The sequence below is a fragment of the Falsirhodobacter sp. alg1 genome, from assembly GCF_000739715.2.
Lineage (GTDB): Bacteria > Pseudomonadota > Alphaproteobacteria > Rhodobacterales > Rhodobacteraceae > Falsirhodobacter.
Genome location: NZ_BBJC02000001.1, coordinates 130,001 through 148,530, shown reverse-complemented (window position 1 = coordinate 148,530; position 18,530 = coordinate 130,001). Strand labels below are relative to the sequence as shown.

Genomic DNA, 18,530 nt, shown 5'->3' with positions numbered 1-18,530 from the left:
CTTTTTTCGTTTTCGGGGACGTTATGGATATACGCTCGCTTTTGATGGGACTCGGGTTTTCCCTGATGTGGTCCTCGGCCTTCACGGCCACGCGGATGGTGGTGCTGGAGGCGGCTCCGTTGCACGCACTCGCCGCCCGGTTCCTGCTTGCCGGAATTGTCGGTGTCATCATCGCCCGTTTGATGGGCCAGACGGCGCGGCTGACGCGGGAGCAGTGGCGTGGGACCATTCTGTTCGGCCTGTGCCAGAACGTGATCTATCTGGGATGCAATTTTGTGGCCATGCAATCGGTCGATGCGGGGTTCGCCTCGATCATCGCGGCCAGCATGCCGCTGGTGGCGGCGGCAATGGCATGGGCCGTTCTGGGCGAAAAGGTGCGCCCCTTGGGCCTCTTCGGCCTGGCGATGGGGGCTGCGGGGGTTCTGATCATCATGGGGTCCCGCCTGTCGGGGGGGACGGATCCGATGGGGACCGCCCTTTGCGTCGTGGGCGTGGTGGCGCTGGCTGCGGCCACGTTGTTCGTGAAGGGTGCCGCCGGCAATGGCAACCTCATGATGATCGTGGGCCTGCAGATGCTGGTCGGTGCGGTGGTTCTGTGGCTGATCGCCCCGATCGTGGAACCGTTCCGCCTTCACCTGACGCCTCGCCTTGTCATCGCCTTTCTTTATACCGCCTTTGTCTCGGGACTGCTGGCAACCTGGGTCTGGTTTGCACTGGTATCGCGGATCGGGGCGGTCCGTGGGGCATCGTTCCACTTTCTGAACCCGTTTTTCGGATTGGTGATCGCCTCGTTGCTGTTGGGCGAAACAATTGGGCCGTGGGACGTCGTTGGGGTTCTTGTGGTGGCGGCCGGTATTCTGGCGGTGCAAAGATCAAAGGCCAGACGGGTTTGAGTGTCGGGGCACGAGGCCTTATATCCGGCGTATCATGCCCAGTTTGTGTCGCGCCTGTCTGACCCTGTTCGAATGCGGTGCGCGGTGTCCCGCGTGCCGCAGTCCGCGTATCCTCTCCCACCCCGAGCTGTATGATCTGCCGATCGCGCATATGGACTGCGATGCATTCTATGCCAGCGTGGAAAAACGCGATAACCCGGATCTGCGGGACAGGCCCGTGATCGTGGGTGGTAGTACACGCGGGGTGGTGGCGACCTGCTGCTATATCGCCCGGATTTCCGGAGTGCGCTCTGCGATGCCGATGTTTCAGGCGCTGTGTCTGTGCCCCGAGGCTGTGGTCGTGCCGCCGCGGTTCGATGTTTATGTCGAGGTCAGCCGTGCTATTCGCGACATGATGGCCGCCCTGACACCAAGGATAGAGCCGCTTTCGCTGGATGAGGCTTTCATGGATCTGTCGGGCACAGCCCGGCTGCACGGCGCACCGCCTGCCCTGCTGATGGCACGTCTGGTGCAACGGATGGAAACGGAGCTAGGTGTCTCCGGGTCGATCGGGCTGTCACATAACAAGTTTCTGGCCAAGATTGCCTCTGATCTGGATAAGCCGCGGGGGTTTTCGGTGATCGGGCAGGCCGAAACACCGGCGTTTCTGGCGCAGCAGAAGGTCAAGGTGATCTGGGGCGTGGGAACAGCCACGCAGGCGGCGCTGGAGAGCGCTGGTATCCGCACAATCCCCGATCTGCTGCGATGGGACAGGCGCGATCTGTCGGCACGTTTCGGGTCCATGGGGGAGCGGCTCTGGCGTTTGGCACGGGGCGAGGATACGCGACCCGTGGCACCCGATCGGGCCGTGAAATCCATTTCCAAGGAAACCACGTTTTCCGAGAATACCGCTGACCCGGCCATTCTGGACGGGCATTTGTGGCGATTGGCGGTGCAGGTTGCCGATCGGGCCAAGGCGCGCGATATGGCGGGGCGGACCGTTACCATAAAGCTCAAAAGGGCGGATTTCAGCGCCATTACCCGCCGCCATGCCTTGGGGGATCCGACGCAATCCGCCGACCGGATCTATACCGAGGGGCGGCGCTTGCTGGATGCGGCGGGGCCGATCGGGGCCGTGCGGTTGATCGGAATCGGCATTGCGGATCTGGGTCCCGGGGATCAGGCAGACAGGGCCGGTGATCTGCTGGACCCCGATGCCGCCCGCCGGCGCAGGGCGGAGGCAGCAACCGATGCCATCCGGGCGCGGTTTGGTGCGGATGCGATCATCAAGGGGCGGGCCCTGCGGTAGCTATTCCGCCGCCAAAGGCAGGGCCGTGCCGTCAATCCGGCACAGATCGGCGACGATGCGCTGGATCAGCGCTGCAAATTCCTGAAAATCGGCACGTTTTTCAATCCGGGCCTCATCCATGTACAGCGCGCGGTCAATCTCTATCTGGATGGCATGCTGGTTCTTGGCCGGGCGGCCATAGGCTTGCGTGATATACCCCCCCGCAAAGGGGGCATTCCGGCTGACCCGCAGGCCCGCTGTCCGGAATGCTTCCTCCACCTGTTCCATCTGGGCCTGTCCACAGGCCGCGCCAAAGCGATCTCCCAGCACCACATCCGCCAGCGGGATATTATGGCGCGCGCGGCCCGTGATGGCCTCATGCGGCATGGAATGGCAATCGATCAGCAGTGCCGTGCCAAAATCTGCGCGGGTCGCATCCATCAAGCTGCGAAGCTGTGCGTGATAGGGGGCCCAATAGGCGGCAATGCGATTCTGCGCCTCGGCCATGGTCAGCTTGCCGGTGTAGATGGGCTGCGCCTGCGAAACGACTCGGGGAATCACCCCGAGGCCGGATGCGATGCGCGGATTGTGCGGGGCGCGCTGTACCCCTTCGATGACAGCAGGGTCCAATTCATCCGCAGCCCGATTCAGGTCGACAAAGGCACGTGGCGCCTTGGCTGCGATCAGGGGGGCACCATGGATAGGGGCCGCCGAAAACAGCTCCTCCACAAAGGCATCTTCGGAGGATCTGATCGCCAGATCATCCAATCTGGACCTGTGTACAAAGGCTTCGGCGTAATTCCGGCCGCTATGGGGCGAGGAGAAGACGACAGGCACCCGCCCCCCTGTTTCGGGCAGGGTCAGATGATAGGTATCGGTGTCCGGCATCGGGCAGGTTCCTCCACTCCGATTTTATAAGCCGGTTTGATCTTGTGCTGAAAGCCCTTGATCCGCCCCGCGACTCTGATTATAGACGCGCCACACCGACATGGACGACGGTCCTTATCGGCAGCGTGGGCGGTTAGCTCAGCGGTAGAGCACTACGTTGACATCGTAGTGGCCACTGGTTCGATCCCAGTACCGCCCACCATTCTATCACCGCCCCCAAACGCGGGGGCAAATTGTATTTTCAAGGCGCACGCGCGCCGCGAATGGGAGATTAGAGATGAAGGTTGCGAACTCGCTCCGCTCGCTCAAGCTGCGCCACCGCGATTGCCAGGTCGTGCGCCGCAAGGGCCGCGTTTATGTGATCAACAAGACACAAAAGCGCTTCAAGGCTCGTCAGGGCTGATATCCGCTTCACGGATGTATACGACAGGCCGCAGGGGTTCCCCGGCGGCCTTTTCGTATGTCCAATGCCGTGCAGACAGGTCTGACCGAATGAGCGCGTACGCCGGATGATCATTTCGAACCCTTGGACAGTATGGCGACCACTGGCGGCAGCCTTGCTGCTGGGGCTGGTGCTATGGATTCCGGCGGCCCCGGCTCTGCCCGCCGCCTTTCTGTCGCTGGAACTGCCGGTGATTCTGGTAATCGCGGCATTCCCTATGCTGCGCGGGCCGGTTCTGGCCGCCTTGGCGGGCCTTGTCATCCTCAAGGGATTGGAGGCCGGAATGCTCGCGGCCTTTCATCGACCGTTCGATCTGCTGTCGGATTGGCCGCTGGTCAGGGCGGCCTGGCAAACGGCAGGCGGGGCAATCGGCGCACTGCGGCTGACGATCGGTCTGGTGGCAGGTGCAGGGGCACTTGTCCTGCTGGGGTTTGCCGCACGCTGGTCGCTGTGCCAGCAAAGGATATGGATACCGGGGGTGACACTGGCGATGCTGGCCCCTTTTGTGCCGCATCAGGCACAGAATACCACGTTTGTCCTGCGCAAGGCGGCAGAGTTCCGAACCGCCTTGGCCGATCGGGCCATCTTTCAGGCCGAATCAGCGGCCGATCCATTTGACGGGGCCGCGACTGTCTTGGCGGGGCTGGGAAATCATGACGCGGCGATCCTGTTCGTTGAAAGTTATGGCCGCACAAGCTTCGACAATCCCCGCTATGCCGCCCATATCGATCTGCTGCGGGGTGCCGAGGCCGATCTGCGTCAGGCTGGTCTGTCGATGCGATCCGGCTGGCTGACCTCACCCGTTTCGGGGGGGCAAAGCTGGCTGGCACATGGCACATTGGCCTCGGGGCTATGGATCAACAGCCAAAGCAGGTACGGGGCACTGCTGGACAGCCCGCGGCGTACCCTGTTCCATCTGGGGCAGCAGTCGGGGCGGCATACCCTCTCTGTCGCTCCGGCGATCACCTTGGAATGGCCCGAGGGGCCGAAGCTGGGCTTTGATGAGATTCTGGATGCCGAAACGCTTGCCTATCGGGGCCAACCGCTGAACTGGGTGACGATGCCGGATCAATACACGCTGTCTGTGCTGGAACGACGGATGCGTGCCCCGCATGACGCGCCGCTGCTGGCCGAGGTATCGCTCGTTTCCTCCCATGCGCCATGGGTGCCGGTGATCGGAATGATTCCATGGGATGACGTGGGGGATGGTTCGGTGTTTGACGGGCAGGGCTGGGATGACCGCAGTCCTGAACAAATCTGGGCCGATCCGGACACCATCCGCAGCCAATATGCCGCGGCAATCGCCTATTCCCTGCGCGCTGTTATGGGATTTGCGAAAAGACAGGCCGGAAATCCGCCGCTTTTGGTGGTTCTCGGCGATCATCAGCCCGCAAACTTCGTGGCCGAGATGGACAACCGCGACGTGCCGGTCCACATCATCGGGCCTGCGGGTCTCGTGGACCGGATCGCAGGCTGGAGCTGGACGGACGGGTTGATCCCCGATGAAACCGTTGCGGCATGGCCGATGGATTTGTTTCGGGACCGGTTTCTGACCGCCTTTGGAGGATAAGCGTTTTGAGATTCAACAAGGACGCGCCGATCTGGCGGGTTGCCCGCCTCGTGGTGCCATTGCTGATTCTCTGCGCGCTATGGGTATTCGCGGACGGGCAGCAAATTGCGGCGCAATTGCGCAAGGCCAATCCATGGTGGCTGCTGGCTGCTGTGGTGATCATTCACGCGCAGACCCAGATGTGCGCCGTAAGGTGGAAGATGACGGCCAACCGGCTGGGCCAGTTCCTGCCGCTGCGGGTGGCGGTGACCGAATATTATCTTGCGCAGTTCCTGAACCAGACCATGCCCGGCGGTGTTGCAGGGGATGTGGCCCGCGCCGTACGCGTCAAGGGGGACAGCATGGCCACCTCGGGGGCCGGTGTCGCAATTGAACGGATCAGCGGGCAGGTCGGCATGCTGGCGATCATGATCACCGGATTGTCGGTGGCCATGACGCAGGGGCTGGTACCGTGGCGCATCGGGGCCACGCCATTCATCATCGGTATCGGCATCGCCGTGGCGCTTCCGGCTGTGTATTTCATCATCCCCGAGCGTGTGCGCAATGCGATCCGCCGTGGAATTCTGGATATCTGGGCACGGCAAAGCGCACTCGGTCTGGTGATTGCCGCCTGCAACATCCTTGCCTTCGCCTTCTGCGGAGAGGCGATCGGGGCCGAACTTTCCCCCATCGCTGCCGCGGCGCTGGTTCCCGTGATTCTGTCGGCGATGCTGATTCCCGCATCCGTTGCAGGCTGGGGGTTCCGGGAGGGGGCGGCCGTTCTGTTTTTGCCGGTGGCCGGTGTCGGGCCCCAAGCGGCGATCGCGACAAGCGTGGCCTTCGGGGCCATGGCGCTGCTGGCCGCCTCTCCGGGGGCGTTTTTCCTGCGACGACCGCAACTTGTACGCCAGCCCGGCTGAACTTTACACAAGGGACGGCTCACCCTAGTCTTTCCATGTGACTGCGCCTTTTCCAGGGATCGCCCCATGCCCGTTCCGCTTCGCCCGCTTGCTGTTGTTGCCCTGCGTACCGGATTGGTGGCCGTGGCCATCTGGGCCGTCAGGCGCGGGTTGCAGGATGGCCGGACCGACCAGCGTGCCGAAGAGGCGCTGGATGATCTGTCCGAGGGGCTGGCGATTCACCGCCCGTCGGATCGCAGGGCCTTGGGTGACAGCCAGACCAACGGGGCCGCCCGCCTGCGCCGCACGTTCCGCTGGAATGGCGGGGGCGTGGAAATCGACGCGGCGCTGCTGGGGCGGGTCCGTATTCGCAGGCTATAGCCCTGCCCTGCGACACCCCGCCACAGCGCGATCACGGCTTCGGCACTCCACATCATTGCGAACCCATCTTACCGGAGCACTTTTGTGGAATTCCTTTCGATCTTCTCTGACCCCACTGTCTGGATCGCGCTGGCGACGCTGATCACGATGGAGGTGGTGCTGGGCATCGACAACCTGCTGTTCATCTCCATTCTGACCAACAAGCTGCCGCCGGCAAACCGCGAACGCGCCCGCCGGATCGGGATCGGCCTTGCGCTGATTCTCCGGCTGGGGCTGCTGGCCACGGTGTCATGGATCGTGCAGCTGACCGAGCCTCTGGTCACGATCATGGGCAATGAATTTTCGTGGAAGGATGTGATTCTGATTGCCGGTGGCCTGTTCCTGGTATGGAAGGCGACCAAGGAAATCCATCATGCCATGGACCCCGAGGACAAGACCGAAACCGTTGCAGGGGCCGTGGGCATGACATTCGGGGCGGCGATCGCGCAGATCCTCGTGCTGGATCTGGTCTTCTCGATCGACAGCATCATCACGGCCGTAGGCATGACGCCCCATGTGCCCGTCATGGTCATCGCGGTTGTCGTGGCGGTGACGGTCATGTTGCTGGCGGCCAACCCGCTGGCGAACTTCATCGAAAAGAACCCGACGATCATCATGTTGGCTCTTTCGTTCCTGATGCTGATCGGAACCACGCTGATTGCCGAAGGTTTCGGTTTCCACGTGCCCAAGGGCTATGTCTATGCTGCCATGGCCTTCTCGGCCGGGGTGGAATTCATGAACATGATCGCCCGCAACCGCCGGGCCCGCAAATCGCGCAGCTGACCTGCGCTGGACGCTTGCCCCATCCGGGTTTATGACCGGATGCGGGCAGGTAATGCCCGACGAAGCAACATTCCGGTGCCCCCCGTGTCCGACCCCGAAGGTTCCCGTCGCGAGTTTCTGTACTATGCCACCGGCTGTGCGGGCTGTGTGGCCGTCGGGGGGGCGGCCATTCCGCTGGTGCGGCAGATGAACCCCGCCGCGGATACCCGTGCACTGTCCACCATCACCGTCGATGTGTCGGGCGTGGAGCGGGGCCAGCAGATTTCGGTGCAATGGCAGGGCAAGCCCGTCTTTATCCGCCGCCGGACCGAAGCCGAAATTACCGAGGCCCGGTCTGTGCCCCTGGCCGATCTTCGGGACCAGCGCGCCGAAAACGCCAATATATCCTCGGATGCCGATGCGTCGGATGCCAATCGCAGCCTGGATCCTGATGGAGAATGGCTGGTGATGCTGGGTGTCTGCACCCATCTGGGATGCGTCCCCCTTGGCAACGAGGCGGGGGATTACAACGGCTGGTTCTGTCCCTGCCATGGTTCGCATTACGATAGTGCGGGCCGTATCCGCAAAGGTCCTGCACCGGAGAACCTGCATATTCCCGTGGCGCGCTTCGAGGATGCCACGACGCTTCGGATCGGAACGGCTGTCTGATGGAACCTTATCGTCCCAAAAGTGCGGCGGCGCGCTGGCTGCAAAGCCGCCTGCCCCTTCCGGGGATCATTCACCATCTGTTTGCCGCCCGAACGCCGCGCAATCTGAACTGGATGTGGGTCTGGGGAATCATCCTCGTGTTCTGCCTGGGGCTGCAGATCGTGACGGGGGCGGTGCTGGCCTTTCACTACACACCCCAGACAGAGCTGGCCTTTGCCAGCATCCAGCGCATTGTCCGGAATGTGAACGGGGGGGCGCTTTTGCAGTCTCTTCATGCCAATGGCGCATCGCTGTTCTTCATCGCCATCTATTTCCATATTTTCCGCAGCATCTACTACGGCAGCCACAAGCCCCCACGAGAGGTGACATGGCTTATCGGCATGACCATGTATCTGGTGCTGATGACCGTGGCCTTCATGGGGTATGTCCTGCCGTGGGGCAGTATGGGGGTGGGCGCCGCCACCGTTGTGACCGGAATGTTCGGCACGATTCCCTGGGTGGGCGATGCGCTGCAAGCCTGGGTTCTGGGCGGGCCATCGGTGGGAAATGCCACGTTGAACCGTTTTGCCGTCTTGCACTATCTGCTGCCGATGGTGGCCCTGGGGCTGATGGCGCTGCATATCTGGTCGGTACATGTCAGCGGCAATTCCAACCCCGACGGGGTGGAGCCGCGGCAGGATCCGGAGGGAAATGCCCGCGATACGCTGCCCTTCTGGCCTTATTTCGTGTTGAAGGATCTGCTGGCCCTTGTGCTGGTGCTGGTCATATTCTTTGCCGTCGCCACCTTTGGTCCCGATACCTTTGCCCACCCCGAGAATTTCGTGGAGGCGGGAGGGCCCATTACCGATGCCGCCCCCGAATGGTATTTCCTGCCGTTCTACGCCATCCTGCGGTCGATCACGCCGGATCTATGGCCAGTACAGGCGTTGCACTGGATCAGTGGCGGGCTGCTGGATGCGGCATTTCTGGGGGTTCTGGCACTGTTTGCTTCGGTGCTGGTGCTGATGTTTCTGCCGTGGCTTGATCGTTCACCGGTTCGATCGGCCCGATACAGGCCGGTGTTTCGCGTGGCGGCCCTATTGCTTGCGGCGGATTTCGTGATGCTGGGGTGGTGCGGCGCTGGATCCGGTGAGGGGCCTTGGGGGCTGATTGGCACCCTGTACTGGTTCGGGTTCTTTCTGGTCATTCTGCCTGTGCTATCGCGCAGGGAACGGACGCGCGCCCTTCCCGAAACGATCGGACGCGCATGATGAAGATAGCGCTCCTTGTCGCGATGCTGATGGCCCCGCCCGCTGTGGCGCAGGGAATTTTCCAGACCTATGACAGCGATCAGCTGCGTCGGGGTCTGGAGGTCTACACCGATACCTGTAGCGCCTGCCACGGGTTGAAGCATGTGCCCCTGCGTAGCCTGGGGGATCCTGATGGCCCGGCACTGGATGCCGCGGCCATTGCGGCCATCGGCACGCCGACCGATCATTTCCCCCCCTCCGCCTTGCCCGAGGCCCCTGACCTGAGCGTGATGGCCCGGGCCCGCAGCAACCCCGATCACATCCGGGCGCTGCTGCAGGGATATACCGGAGAGGAGCGGGAAGATCATGGCGCCTATCTGTACGGCAATACCGAATTTGCAGGGGGCTGGATTGCCATGCCACCTACAGGATTGGATGCAGCACAATCCGAAGACGTAGCGGCATTTCTGGCGTGGGCTGCCGATCCGAACATGGCGGCGCGCAAGCGATCGGGGTTCACCGCAGTGGCATACCTTCTGGTTCTGGCGGTGCTTCTGGCATTGACCACTCGGTCCGTCTGGCGGCGTCAGCCCAGATAGGCGCGGAGCGCAGGGGGCGGATGATCCAGCAGGGGGATCGTATCCTGCGGAGGATGCGCCACCCCTTCGGCCAGCAGGATGGTCTGCCCGCACAGCCGCCGTGCATCTGCGGGATCATGCGTTACCATCAGCACGGTGGCCCCGGTCGTATCGGCAACATCCGCCACCTGCCCCAGCATTTCGGTCTTCAGGGCTGGCCCGAGCGCGGCAAAAGGTTCGTCCAGCATCAGAACCGGTTTGTCCCGCAACAGCGCGCGTGCCAATGCCGCGCGCCCTTGTTGCCCTCCGGAAAGCGAGGCCGGTTTGCGCGCGCCCATTCCGCCCAGCCCCACGCGGTCCAGTGCGGCATTGATGCGGGAATGGTCGTCCTTGCGCAGCCGCAGTCGTGGCGAAATCCCCAAGCCGAGGTTCTGCGTCAGGCTCAGATGCGGAAACAGGTTCTGATCCTGAAACAGGGTCGTCATGGGGCGATCTGCGGGGGGCATACGGGTCACATCCTGCCCGTTCCACAGGATATGCCCCGCAGACGGCAGGATGAATCCGGCCAAGGCCATCAACAATGTGGATTTTCCCGCACCGGACGGGCCGATGATGGCAACACGGGCACCGGTTTCAATCCGCCAGTTGGCCGTCAGGCGGAAATCATCCATCCGGATATCGATGTTTTCACAATGCAGAGCCACGGCGCCCCCCCCAATCCAGCAAGGCGAACAGCCCGAATGACAGCAGAACCAGAAGCAGTGCCGCCCCTGCCGCCTGATCCATCCGGTAGGCCCCCAGAAGCTGCTGGACCATCAGCGGCAGAGTTGGCCTGTCCGGGGCGGCGAAAAGCGCGATAACGCCGAGATCCCCCATTGAAAGCGCCGCACTGACCCCCGCGGCAAACCCCAAGGGCGCCCGCAGCCGGGGCCACGTCAGCCAGCGCAATCGTGCAACCCCCCGCAGTCCGAGGGATTGCGCAAGCACGCCATAATCCGATGTCAGCGTGGTGGCGGCAGGGCGCAGGATGCGGAACGCAAATGGCAGGGCCAGAACCGCATTCACCATCAGCGTAACGGGCAGGGCCACCGCCTCGGGCGCGACCAGCGGATACAACCCGATGAACAACCCTGTTCCCATGACAAGGGACGAAGCGGCCAGAGGCAGCATTGCCACCAGATCCACCCACCGCCCCGGCGTCAGGGCCAAGGCCAGTGCCGCCCCCGTTACCAGAACGCTGGAGCCGCAGGCAACCAGCACCGACCGTGCGGCCGCCCACCAGACACCGGCAGGCAAGTCTACCAGTATCGGGGCGCCGCGCAGGGCCACCGCCCCCAAAGGCACGATCAGAAACAGGGCCGCCAGCACCAGTACCAGCGTATCGGAGCCGCGTCGCCAGCCCGCCGGCGCGATATCCACAACGCGGTCCAATCCACGTCCGAAGCCGCCGGGGGCCGAAAGCCGCAATGCCAGAAGAACGGCCATTGCGCATAATCCGAACTGCAAGGCCGAAAGGCTGGCCGCCCGCCCCAGATCGAACTGGAAGCGCAGGGCCTGATAAATGGCCAGCTCCACCGTAGTGGCGGCGGGCCCGCCGCCCAATGTCAGGGCCACGGCGAAGCTGGTCAGGCAGATTACGAAGATCAATGCCGTCAGGCCGGGCAGCACCTCTTGCAGCATGGGGCGTTCCAGATGGCGGAAAATACCGCGGGGGCCAAGCCCGAGCGATTGCGCCAGACGGAACCTTTCTGCCGGAATGGCCAGCCAGCCTTGCAGGATAAGGCGGACGGCAAGCGGCATGTTCAGGAACACATGCGCCAGAACGACGCCGTGCAATCCATAGATATCAATCCGCGGCAGACCTGCGAGGCCGGTCAATTGGTTCAGGACCCCGGATCGTCCGAACACGGCCAACAACCCGAGAACCGCCACGATGACCGGAAGCAGAAACGGGGCCCCCAGCAGGGCCACCAGCGCGCCCCGCCCGCGAAAGCGCCGCCGCGCCAGTGCGCGGGCAACGGGAATTGCGGCCCCGACCGAAATCAGCGCCGACAATGCCGCCTGAACAACGGTGAATCGCAAGGCGCTGTAATCCGTGGACCAGCCGCCCTCTGCCCGCAGCCCGACCAGAGCAAGGGTGCCGAGCGTCAGCGCGACGATCGCCGCGCCGACAGTCAGCGCGAAAGCGCGGCCTGCCATTCGCGGACCGCTGCATCACGGATATCGGCCACCTCGGAAGGGGCCAGAAACAACGTTTTTTCCGGGCGGGGCAGATCGCCAAAGCCGTCGGGCAGCGGCACCTCATGTGCCGGATACATCCAGTTCGTATTGGCAATGACCGTTTGCGCAGCCGGGGTCAGAAGATAGGCCAGAAACCGATCTGCCAGATCGGAATTCTTGCTGGTTGCCAGCTTGGCCGCCAGCTCCACCTGCAGGTAATGCCCTTCGTTGAAGATTGCCGCGACTTTGGACGGGTCGTTTTCCGCAATCGCGTGATAGGCAGGCGAGGTTGTATAGGACAGGACAGCATCGGCCTCTCCCTCGGTGAACAGGCCATAGGCCTCGGACCAGCCGGGTGTCACGGTCAGGATGTTATCGGCCAGATCGGCCCAGATCCGGGGCGCGCGATCGCCATAGGCGGCCTTGATCCACATGACCAGTCCCAGTCCGGGGGTAGAAGACCGTGGGTCCTGAATGGCGATCTTCAGGTCGGACGCAGCCAGTTCCTCGAAGCTATGGGGCACGGGGGTGCCCTTGTTCATCACGATGGCGAACCAGCCCCAGTCAAACGGCAGGAACGTGGGATCGGTCCATTCGATGGGCAGGTCCAGCGCTGGGGTGGCAGCATGGGGGGCGAACAGGCCGCTCTGTTCCGCCTCGGCCATCAGGTTGGTATCAAGGCCAACGACGACATCCGCCGTGCTTCGCGTCCCTTCCAGGCGCAGGCGCGACAGGACAGCCGCCGCATCGCCCGGTGCCACGAAACGGAGGGTGCAGTCGCATTCCTCCTCGAATCCCTGTTTCAGCTGCGGGCCCGGCCCCCATTCGCTGACAAAGCTGTCATAGGTCATCACGGTCAGATCCTGCGCCCCGGCGGCGGCGGGGATCAGGCATAGAAAGGCAAGAATATGGCGCATGGGGCATCCCTTCTTGACAAAGGCAAAGGGCTGGCCCGTCCATGCACCTTCCCTCCGCCGGTATCAGCCGGTTCAGGTTCAACGGGTCCGCGATCGCGTCTCAGCCCTTGGGCCCCCCGAGGTTCATTGTGATGTAGGGGTTACGCCCTGCCCTGTCCAGCGCGAAGCGGGTTTTCCCGCGCGGCGGTTTGCCCTATGCCAAGCATGGGAAAAAAGGAGTCGGTGGATGAGCTTTAATACCTTCGGGCATATGTTCCGCGTCACCACCTGGGGGGAAAGCCACGGGCCGGCATTGGGCGCGACCGTTGATGGCTGTCCGCCCGGCATCGCGCTGGACGAGACATACATCCAGACATTCATGGATCAGCGCAAACCCGGTACCAGCCGGTTCACGACCCAGCGGCGTGAGGCGGACGAGGTGCGCATCCTGTCGGGGGTGTTCGAGGGGCGGACCACCGGCACGCCGATCCAGCTGATGATCGAGAATACGGACCAGCGCTCCAAGGATTATGGCGATATCGCCACCAGTTTCCGCCCCGGCCATGCGGATGTGACATACCACATGAAATACGGCCTGCGGGATTATCGCGGGGGCGGGCGGTCATCCGCGCGGGAAACGGCGGCGCGGGTTGCTGCGGGCGGTGTGGCACGGGCAGTTCTGGCGTCCATGGTGCCGGATCTGGTGATCACGGGGATGATGGTCCAGATGGGGCCGCATGCGATCGATCGCGGTCGGGCCGATCTGGCACAGGTATCGCAGAACCCGTTCTGGTGCCCGGATGCCATCATGGCCGCGGAATGGGCGACCTATCTGGATGATCTGCGCAAGGCCCATGATTCCGTAGGGGCGCTGATCGAGGTTGTGGCACAGGGGGTGCCTGCCGGGCTTGGCGCGCCGATCTATGCCAAGCTGGATACCGATCTGGCGGCGGCGATGATGTCGATCAATGCGGTCAAGGGGGTGGAGATTGGCGAAGGCATGGCGGCAGCCGCGCTGACGGGCCGCGAGAATGCCGACGAGATGCGGATGGGGGCAGGTACGCCGACCTATCTGTCCAACCACGCGGGCGGCATTCTGGGCGGCATTTCTACCGGGCAGGATGTTGTCGTTCGTTTTGCGGTCAAGCCGACCTCCTCGATCCTGACGCCCCGGCAGACGGTGAATGTTGCGGGGGAAGAGGTGGATCTGGTCACCAAGGGGCGTCACGATCCCTGTGTCGGTATTCGTGCCGTTCCCGTGGCCGAGGCGATGATGGCCTGCGTCCTGCTGGACCATCTGCTGCTGGACCGCGGACAGACCGGTGGTTTACGCGGGCATATCGGCAGCTGATTCCGTGCATCCCCTCAGGACGTTACCATGAACGGGGCCGGGGGCCGGCCTTGTTTCATGGGGCATACTGCCTTCGGGACGGGAACTTTTATCGGATGGGGCGGTTGATTGGTCATACAGACAGAGGAGCTATCTAATGTCCGACTATCGCAATGACGACCACCTTCGTGCCCCGCCCAGAACCGTACAAGCCGAACGTTCCGGAAGCTCTATCTTTCTGATCGTTGCGGCGGTGATTGCTCTCTTGGCAATCCTCTGGTTCGCGTTTTCAAGCCCGGCCGTAGAAGAGAATACGGCAGCGCCAGCCATCTCGGGGCAGACGCAATCAACGCAGCCAGCTGTCCCCGATACGACAGTGGCACCCGAAAGCACGACCGGCAATTCCGGCGTGACGGAAACACCCTGATATATGATATGAGAAAGGGCGGCCTTGGGGCCGCCCTTTTTATGTCAGGCTCTGGATGATGGCTTCGGCGGCTTTCGCGGGATCGGCAGCTTTCCAGATGGGACGGCCCACCACGATATGATCTGCCCCAGCCGCAATGGCGGATGCAGGTGTCGCGATACGTTTCTGGTCGCCTGCGTCACTGCCTTCGGGGCGGACACCGGGGGTGACGATCAATTTCCCTGCAGCCTGTGGCAGCGCACGGATCAGGGCAGCCTCATGCGGGCTGGCAATGACGCCATCGGCGCCGGCCTCAAGCGCGCGGGCTGCACGTTCCACGGTGATTTCGGTCAGGTCACCCGCGCGGATCATGTTTGCATCCAGATCGGCCCGGTCCAGAGAGGTCAGGATTGTTACGGCCAGAATACGGGTATCGGTTCCGGCGCGCCCTTCGGCTGCGGCCCTGACCACCTGCGGATCACCATGTACCGTCAGAAAATCAAGGCCGTGCTGGGAAATGCCTCGTACCGCAGCCTCGACCGTTGCCCCGATATCGAACAGCTTCATATCCAGGAACACGCGTTTGCCACGTTCGTGCTTCAGTTCGTTGGCCAAGGCGAAGCCGCCGCCGGTCAGCATGCCCAGACCGATCTTGTAGAAACCTGCCGCATCGCCGATGCGGTCGGCCAGTTCCAGGCCCTGCACGACATTCGGAACATCAAGTGCCACTATCAGGCGATCATCGGTCATCGGGCTTCTCCGCTGGGACATTGCCAAAGGGGCATGCGGAACGGTGGGCCACATGTCAACGCCGAAGCATGAAAAAGCCCCCGGTGCAGATGCAGCGGGGGCGGATCATCGGGGTGGGGTTCAGGCGGCGCGGTCAAACCTCTGGCGCTCGGGCGCAACGTCAATCCGCGCCCGGTAGAGGTTGCTTGCGCTGTCCAGCAGGCGCTTGCGCAGGTTTTCGCCCTGCGTCGGTTCTGCAGTGCGAATACGTACCTCATACGGGACGGGACGATGCTCGTCCTTGACCAAGAGCGTCACCATCGCCTCAACCTGTCCGAAATCGCGGGCATAGCGGGCATGTTCGATTTGGGCTGAGAGAATACGCATGGCGTCATCCTTTGTGTTACACCATGTCAACCTATGAAACGCGCGTTTGTTCCAACAGGGACAGGCCCGTCACGTCACGGATGAGTGATTTTATCCACAGGATGGTCTTGCAACAGGCCCTTTCGCTACGCATCTTCCTATCCGAGACCCGATATTGGTGTGCCGAATGCGGGCGCCGGCTCGGGGGCTTGTAACAAAGGAGAACAACCGATGAATTTGGAAAAGTTCACGGAGCGGTCGCGCGGCTTTCTGCAGGCGGCCCAGACGATTGCGACACGGGAAAGCCACCAGCGGTTGGCACCGGAGCATCTGCTGAAGGCATTGATGGACGATGATCAGGGGCTTGCCTCCAATCTGATCAGGCGCGCGGGCGGCGATCCGGCGCGGGTGACCGAGGCACTGGATCTGACGGTCGGCAAATTGCCCAAGGTATCGGGCGATGCGCAGCCGTTCATGGACCCTGCATTGGTCCGGGTGCTGGACGAGGCGGAAAAGGTTGCGACCAAGGCCGGTGACAGCTTTGTTCCGGTGGAACGGGTGTTGACCGCACTGGTGCTGGTGGCCTCGAAAGCCAAGGAGGCGCTGGTTGCAGGCGGTGTTTCCGCGCAGGCGCTGAACACGGCGATCAATGACATCCGCAAGGGGCGTACAGCCGACAGTGCCTCGGCCGAGGAGGGGTATGACGCGCTGAAGAAATATGCCCGTGATCTGACCGAGGCGGCCGAACAGGGCAAAATCGATCCGATCATCGGTCGGGATGATGAAATCCGGCGGACGATGCAGGTGCTTTCGCGGCGCACCAAGAACAATCCGGTGCTGATCGGGGAACCGGGCGTGGGCAAGACCGCGATTGCCGAAGGTCTGGCCTTGCGGATCGTGGATGGCGATGTGCCGGAATCCCTGCGCAACAAACGCCTGATGGCGCTGGATATGGGTGCACTGATTGCCGGCGCAAAATACCGTGGTGAGTTCGAGGAGCGGCTGAAGGCCATTCTAAAGGAGATCGAGGCCGCAGCCGGTGAGGTGATCCTGTTCATCGACGAAATGCATACGCTGGTCGGGGCAGGCAAGGCAGATGGCGCGATGGATGCGGCCAACCTCATCAAGCCTGCGCTGGCGCGCGGAGAGCTGCACTGCGTCGGGGCTACGACTCTGGATGAATACCGCAAGTATGTAGAGAAGGACGCGGCCCTTGCCCGCCGATTCCAGCCGGTGATGGTGTCCGAACCGACGGTCGAGGATACGGTCAGCATCCTGCGCGGGATCAAGGAGAAGTACGAGCTGCACCATGGCGTGCGGATCAGCGACTCTGCGCTGGTGGCTGCGGCGACGCTCTCGCATCGCTACATCACGGACCGTTTCCTGCCGGATAAGGCGATCGATCTGGTGGACGAGGCGGCATCGCGGCTGCGGATGGAAGTGGACTCCAAGCCCGAGGAACTGGATGCGCTGGATCGTCAGATCCTGCAGATGCAGATCGAGCAGGAAGCGCTGCGCAAGGAGGATGACGCCGCCAGTGTTGACCGGCTGGAGCGGCTGGAAAAGGATCTGGGCAACCTGCGTGAACGTGCGGACGCCATGACCGCGCAATGGCAGGCCGAGCGGGACCGCCTTCAGGCCTCGCGCAATGTGCAGGAAGAGCTGGACCGTGCGCGTGCCGATCTGGACGTGGCCAAGCGCGAAGGCAATTTCGCCAAGGCAGGGGAGCTGCAGTACAGCACCATTCCGTCCTTGGAAAAGCGCCTGTCCGAAGCCGACAGTGCCACGGACGGCCTGATGGTCGAGGAAGCGGTGCGCCCTGAACAGATTGCCGAGGTGGTGGAACGGTGGACCGGTATTCCAACCAGCAAGATGCTGGAAGGGGAGCGGGACAAGCTGCTGAAGATGGAGGACGAGCTGGGACGTCGTGTCATCGGCCAGTCGCAGGCCGTGACGGCTGTGGCCAATGCCGTACGCCGGGCGCGGGCAGGGCTGAACGATGAAAACCGTCCGCTTGGCAGCTTTCTGTTCCTTGGGCCGACCGGTGTGGGGAAAACCGAACTGACCAAGGCCGTGGCGGAATATCTGTTTGACGACGATCAGGCGATGGTCCGGATCGACATGTCCGAGTTCATGGAGAAACACGCCGTTGCCCGTCTGATCGGCGCCCCTCCAGGATATGTCGGTTACGACGAAGGAGGCGTGCTGACCGAGGCTGTTCGGCGCAGGCCCTATCAGGTCGTGCTGTTCGACGAGGTGGAGAAGGCCCATCCCGACGTGTTCAACGTGCTTCTGCAGGTTCTGGATGACGGTGTGCTGACGGACGGACAGGGGCGGCGGGTCGATTTCAAGCAGACGCTGATCATCCTGACGTCGAACCTTGGGGCCCATGCCCTAAGCGCACTGCCGGATGGGGCCGATCCCGCCCCTGCCCGTGCCGCGGTCATGGAAGCTGTCCGCGGGCATTTCCGCCCCGAGTTCCTGAACCGTCTGGATGAAACGATCATCTTTGATCGTCTGGGGCGGGCCGATATGTCGGGCATCGTGGATATCCAGCTGCGCCATCTGCTGGGCCGTCTGGCGCAGCGCAAGATCACGCTGGAGCTAGATGATGCCGCCAGGACATGGTTGGCGGACGAAGGGTATGATCCCGTATTCGGTGCACGTCCCTTGAAGCGGGTCATCCAGCGCCATCTGCAGGATCCGCTGGCCGAGATGATCCTGTCGGGCAAGCTGGCGGATGGCACGGCACTTCCCGTCAGCGCGGGGCCGGAGGGTCTGATCGTCGGGGATCATGTCAGCGGTAGCCGGCGCGACAAGCCGCAGGATGTCGTGGTTCATTGATTATAGCAGTTGGAGGGCGCGGATCATTTCCGCGCCCTACGTATTCGTGAGCGGGTTTTTGTTGGAATTCGGCGCTTTTCTGCCAGACTGCTATAAAAGGAGACGCCGAACATGCGCTATCGCAATGATCTCAAATGGTCCGA

At 62.8% G+C, this 18,530-nt stretch carries 20 protein-coding genes, 1 tRNA gene and 1 riboswitch (1 of these 22 cut by a window edge); of the genes, 15 read left to right on the top strand and 6 right to left on the bottom strand.

All coding sequences use genetic code 11. The features are described from left to right. Nucleotides 1–23 precede the first annotated feature (23 nt). Nucleotides 24–893, top strand: a complete 870-nt coding sequence (locus TR36_RS00725; protein WP_045388506.1) for a DMT family transporter — start codon at nt 24–26, stop codon at nt 891–893. Nucleotides 894–927: 34 nt separating this feature from the next. Beyond that, a complete protein-coding gene (locus TR36_RS00720; protein ID WP_045388509.1) occupies nt 928–2,181 on the top strand; it encodes a DNA polymerase IV in 1,254 nt (417 codons plus the stop codon). Here TR36_RS00720 and TR36_RS00715 read toward each other — a convergent pair whose 3' ends face one another. Beyond that, nucleotides 2,182–3,048 (bottom strand): N-formylglutamate amidohydrolase, encoded by an 867-nt coding sequence (locus tag TR36_RS00715; RefSeq protein WP_045388512.1) that lies wholly within the window; start codon nt 3,046–3,048, stop codon nt 2,182–2,184. Between the two features lie 127 nt (nt 3,049–3,175). Here TR36_RS00715 and TR36_RS00710 point away from each other — a divergent pair. The 9 genes from TR36_RS00710 (at nt 3,176) to TR36_RS00670 (ending at nt 9,617) form a co-directional block, all read left to right on the top strand. Continuing rightward, nucleotides 3,176–3,250: transfer RNA gene (locus tag TR36_RS00710), tRNA-Val, on the top strand. Between the two features lie 75 nt (nt 3,251–3,325). Further along, complete coding sequence (ykgO, locus tag TR36_RS00705; protein ID WP_045388515.1) at nt 3,326–3,451, top strand: type B 50S ribosomal protein L36; 126 nt, start codon at nt 3,326–3,328, stop codon at nt 3,449–3,451. A 106-nt stretch (nt 3,452–3,557) separates the two neighbouring features. Continuing rightward, nucleotides 3,558–5,060, top strand: coding sequence for a hypothetical protein (locus tag TR36_RS00700; protein WP_045388518.1), 1,503 nt, complete (start codon nt 3,558–3,560; stop codon nt 5,058–5,060). A 5-nt stretch (nt 5,061–5,065) separates the two neighbouring features. Then, nucleotides 5,066–5,959, top strand: a complete 894-nt coding sequence (locus TR36_RS00695; protein ID WP_062762090.1) for a lysylphosphatidylglycerol synthase transmembrane domain-containing protein — start codon at nt 5,066–5,068, stop codon at nt 5,957–5,959. A 66-nt stretch (nt 5,960–6,025) separates the two neighbouring features. Further along, entirely contained in the window at nt 6,026–6,319 is a 294-nt protein-coding gene (locus TR36_RS00690; RefSeq protein ID WP_045388521.1) for a hypothetical protein, read from the top strand. 84 nt (nt 6,320–6,403) lie between these two features. After that, nucleotides 6,404–7,141 carry a TerC family protein gene (locus TR36_RS00685; protein WP_045388524.1) on the top strand — a complete coding sequence of 246 codons (738 nt, stop codon included), beginning with the start codon at nt 6,404–6,406 and terminating at the stop codon, nt 7,139–7,141. A gap of 39 nt (nt 7,142–7,180) precedes the next feature. After that, a complete protein-coding gene (gene petA, locus TR36_RS00680; RefSeq protein WP_062762087.1) occupies nt 7,181–7,789 on the top strand; it encodes a ubiquinol-cytochrome c reductase iron-sulfur subunit in 609 nt (202 codons plus the stop codon). After that, nucleotides 7,789–9,039, top strand: a complete 1,251-nt coding sequence (locus TR36_RS00675; RefSeq protein WP_062762084.1) for a cytochrome b N-terminal domain-containing protein — start codon at nt 7,789–7,791, stop codon at nt 9,037–9,039. The genes petA and TR36_RS00675 overlap by 1 nt, the downstream gene beginning before the upstream one ends. Next, nucleotides 9,039–9,617 carry a cytochrome c1 gene (locus TR36_RS00670; RefSeq protein WP_192841300.1) on the top strand — a complete coding sequence of 193 codons (579 nt, stop codon included), beginning with the start codon at nt 9,039–9,041 and terminating at the stop codon, nt 9,615–9,617. The genes TR36_RS00675 and TR36_RS00670 overlap by 1 nt, the downstream gene beginning before the upstream one ends. Here the strand turns inward: TR36_RS00670 and TR36_RS00665 are convergent. The 3 genes from TR36_RS00665 to thiB are packed head-to-tail and all read right to left on the bottom strand — an operon-like array spanning nt 9,605 to nt 12,733. Further along, nucleotides 9,605–10,267: an ATP-binding cassette domain-containing protein gene (locus tag TR36_RS00665; RefSeq protein WP_045388530.1), complete on the bottom strand. Its 663-nt coding sequence runs from the start codon at nt 10,265–10,267 to the stop codon at nt 9,605–9,607. The two genes, TR36_RS00670 and TR36_RS00665, sit on opposite strands and share 13 nt — an antisense overlap. 16 nt (nt 10,268–10,283) lie before the next feature. Continuing rightward, complete coding sequence (locus TR36_RS00660) at nt 10,284–11,795, bottom strand: ABC transporter permease subunit (RefSeq protein WP_062762081.1); 1,512 nt, start codon at nt 11,793–11,795, stop codon at nt 10,284–10,286. Next, on the bottom strand, nt 11,771–12,733 hold the full coding sequence (gene thiB, locus TR36_RS00655) for a thiamine ABC transporter substrate binding subunit (RefSeq protein ID WP_062762078.1): 963 nt from the start codon (nt 12,731–12,733) through the stop codon (nt 11,771–11,773). Before thiB ends, TR36_RS00660 begins: the two co-directional genes overlap by 25 nt. A gap of 32 nt (nt 12,734–12,765) precedes the next feature. After that, nucleotides 12,766–12,862: riboswitch (TPP riboswitch) on the bottom strand. A gap of 97 nt (nt 12,863–12,959) precedes the next feature. Here thiB and aroC point away from each other — a divergent pair. Together aroC and TR36_RS00645 are read left to right on the top strand one after the other, a co-directional pair. Further along, nucleotides 12,960–14,063: a chorismate synthase gene (gene aroC, locus TR36_RS00650; RefSeq protein ID WP_045388537.1), complete on the top strand. Its 1,104-nt coding sequence runs from the start codon at nt 12,960–12,962 to the stop codon at nt 14,061–14,063. 136 nt (nt 14,064–14,199) lie between these two features. After that, nucleotides 14,200–14,469, top strand: coding sequence for a hypothetical protein (locus TR36_RS00645; protein WP_045388539.1), 270 nt, complete (start codon nt 14,200–14,202; stop codon nt 14,467–14,469). Between the two features lie 39 nt (nt 14,470–14,508). Here TR36_RS00645 and pyrF read toward each other — a convergent pair whose 3' ends face one another. Further along, a complete protein-coding gene (gene pyrF / locus TR36_RS00640) occupies nt 14,509–15,198 on the bottom strand; it encodes an orotidine-5'-phosphate decarboxylase (RefSeq protein WP_045388541.1) in 690 nt (229 codons plus the stop codon). A 120-nt stretch (nt 15,199–15,318) separates the two neighbouring features. Beyond that, the gene (locus TR36_RS00635; protein ID WP_045388543.1) at nt 15,319–15,564 is read right to left on the bottom strand and encodes a hypothetical protein; all 246 of its coding nucleotides are present in this window, start codon (nt 15,562–15,564) and stop codon (nt 15,319–15,321) included. A 210-nt stretch (nt 15,565–15,774) separates the two neighbouring features. On the opposite strand from TR36_RS00635, the gene clpB reads away from it, so the two are divergent. Next, complete coding sequence (gene clpB, locus TR36_RS00630; protein WP_045388545.1) at nt 15,775–18,387, top strand: ATP-dependent chaperone ClpB; 2,613 nt, start codon at nt 15,775–15,777, stop codon at nt 18,385–18,387. Between the two features lie 111 nt (nt 18,388–18,498). Next, nucleotides 18,499–18,530 carry the 5' end (the start) of a protein-methionine-sulfoxide reductase catalytic subunit MsrP gene (gene msrP / locus TR36_RS00625; RefSeq protein WP_045388547.1) on the top strand. 871 nt of this gene lie beyond the right edge of the window, so the window shows 32 of its 903 coding nt (coding positions 1–32); the start codon lies at nt 18,499–18,501; its stop codon lies beyond the right edge, outside the window.

Bases quoted from the DNA above. Each gene is read 5' to 3' on its own strand.
- pyrF (WP_045388541.1), bottom strand. From the start codon at position 15,198: ATGACCGATGATCGCCTGATAGTGGCACTTGATGTTCCGAATGTCGTG.
- TR36_RS00700 (WP_045388518.1), top strand. From the start codon at position 3,558: ATGATCATTTCGAACCCTTGGACAGTATGGCGACCACTGGCGGCAGCC.
- TR36_RS00720 (WP_045388509.1), top strand. From the start codon at position 928: ATGCCCAGTTTGTGTCGCGCCTGTCTGACCCTGTTCGAATGCGGTGCG.
- TR36_RS00665 (WP_045388530.1), bottom strand. From the start codon at position 10,267: ATGGATGATTTCCGCCTGACGGCCAACTGGCGGATTGAAACCGGTGCC.
- petA (WP_062762087.1), top strand. From the start codon at position 7,181: ATGCGGGCAGGTAATGCCCGACGAAGCAACATTCCGGTGCCCCCCGTG.
- TR36_RS00675 (WP_062762084.1), top strand. From the start codon at position 7,789: ATGGAACCTTATCGTCCCAAAAGTGCGGCGGCGCGCTGGCTGCAAAGC.
- thiB (WP_062762078.1), bottom strand. From the start codon at position 12,733: ATGCGCCATATTCTTGCCTTTCTATGCCTGATCCCCGCCGCCGCCGGG.
- TR36_RS00635 (WP_045388543.1), bottom strand. From the start codon at position 15,564: ATGCGTATTCTCTCAGCCCAAATCGAACATGCCCGCTATGCCCGCGAT.
- ykgO (WP_045388515.1), top strand. From the start codon at position 3,326: ATGAAGGTTGCGAACTCGCTCCGCTCGCTCAAGCTGCGCCACCGCGAT.
- TR36_RS00690 (WP_045388521.1), top strand. From the start codon at position 6,026: ATGCCCGTTCCGCTTCGCCCGCTTGCTGTTGTTGCCCTGCGTACCGGA.
- aroC (WP_045388537.1), top strand. From the start codon at position 12,960: ATGAGCTTTAATACCTTCGGGCATATGTTCCGCGTCACCACCTGGGGG.
- TR36_RS00670 (WP_192841300.1), top strand. From the start codon at position 9,039: ATGAAGATAGCGCTCCTTGTCGCGATGCTGATGGCCCCGCCCGCTGTG.
- TR36_RS00645 (WP_045388539.1), top strand. From the start codon at position 14,200: ATGTCCGACTATCGCAATGACGACCACCTTCGTGCCCCGCCCAGAACC.
- TR36_RS00715 (WP_045388512.1), bottom strand. From the start codon at position 3,048: ATGCCGGACACCGATACCTATCATCTGACCCTGCCCGAAACAGGGGGG.
- TR36_RS00660 (WP_062762081.1), bottom strand. From the start codon at position 11,795: ATGGCAGGCCGCGCTTTCGCGCTGACTGTCGGCGCGGCGATCGTCGCG.
- clpB (WP_045388545.1), top strand. From the start codon at position 15,775: ATGAATTTGGAAAAGTTCACGGAGCGGTCGCGCGGCTTTCTGCAGGCG.
- TR36_RS00725 (WP_045388506.1), top strand. From the start codon at position 24: ATGGATATACGCTCGCTTTTGATGGGACTCGGGTTTTCCCTGATGTGG.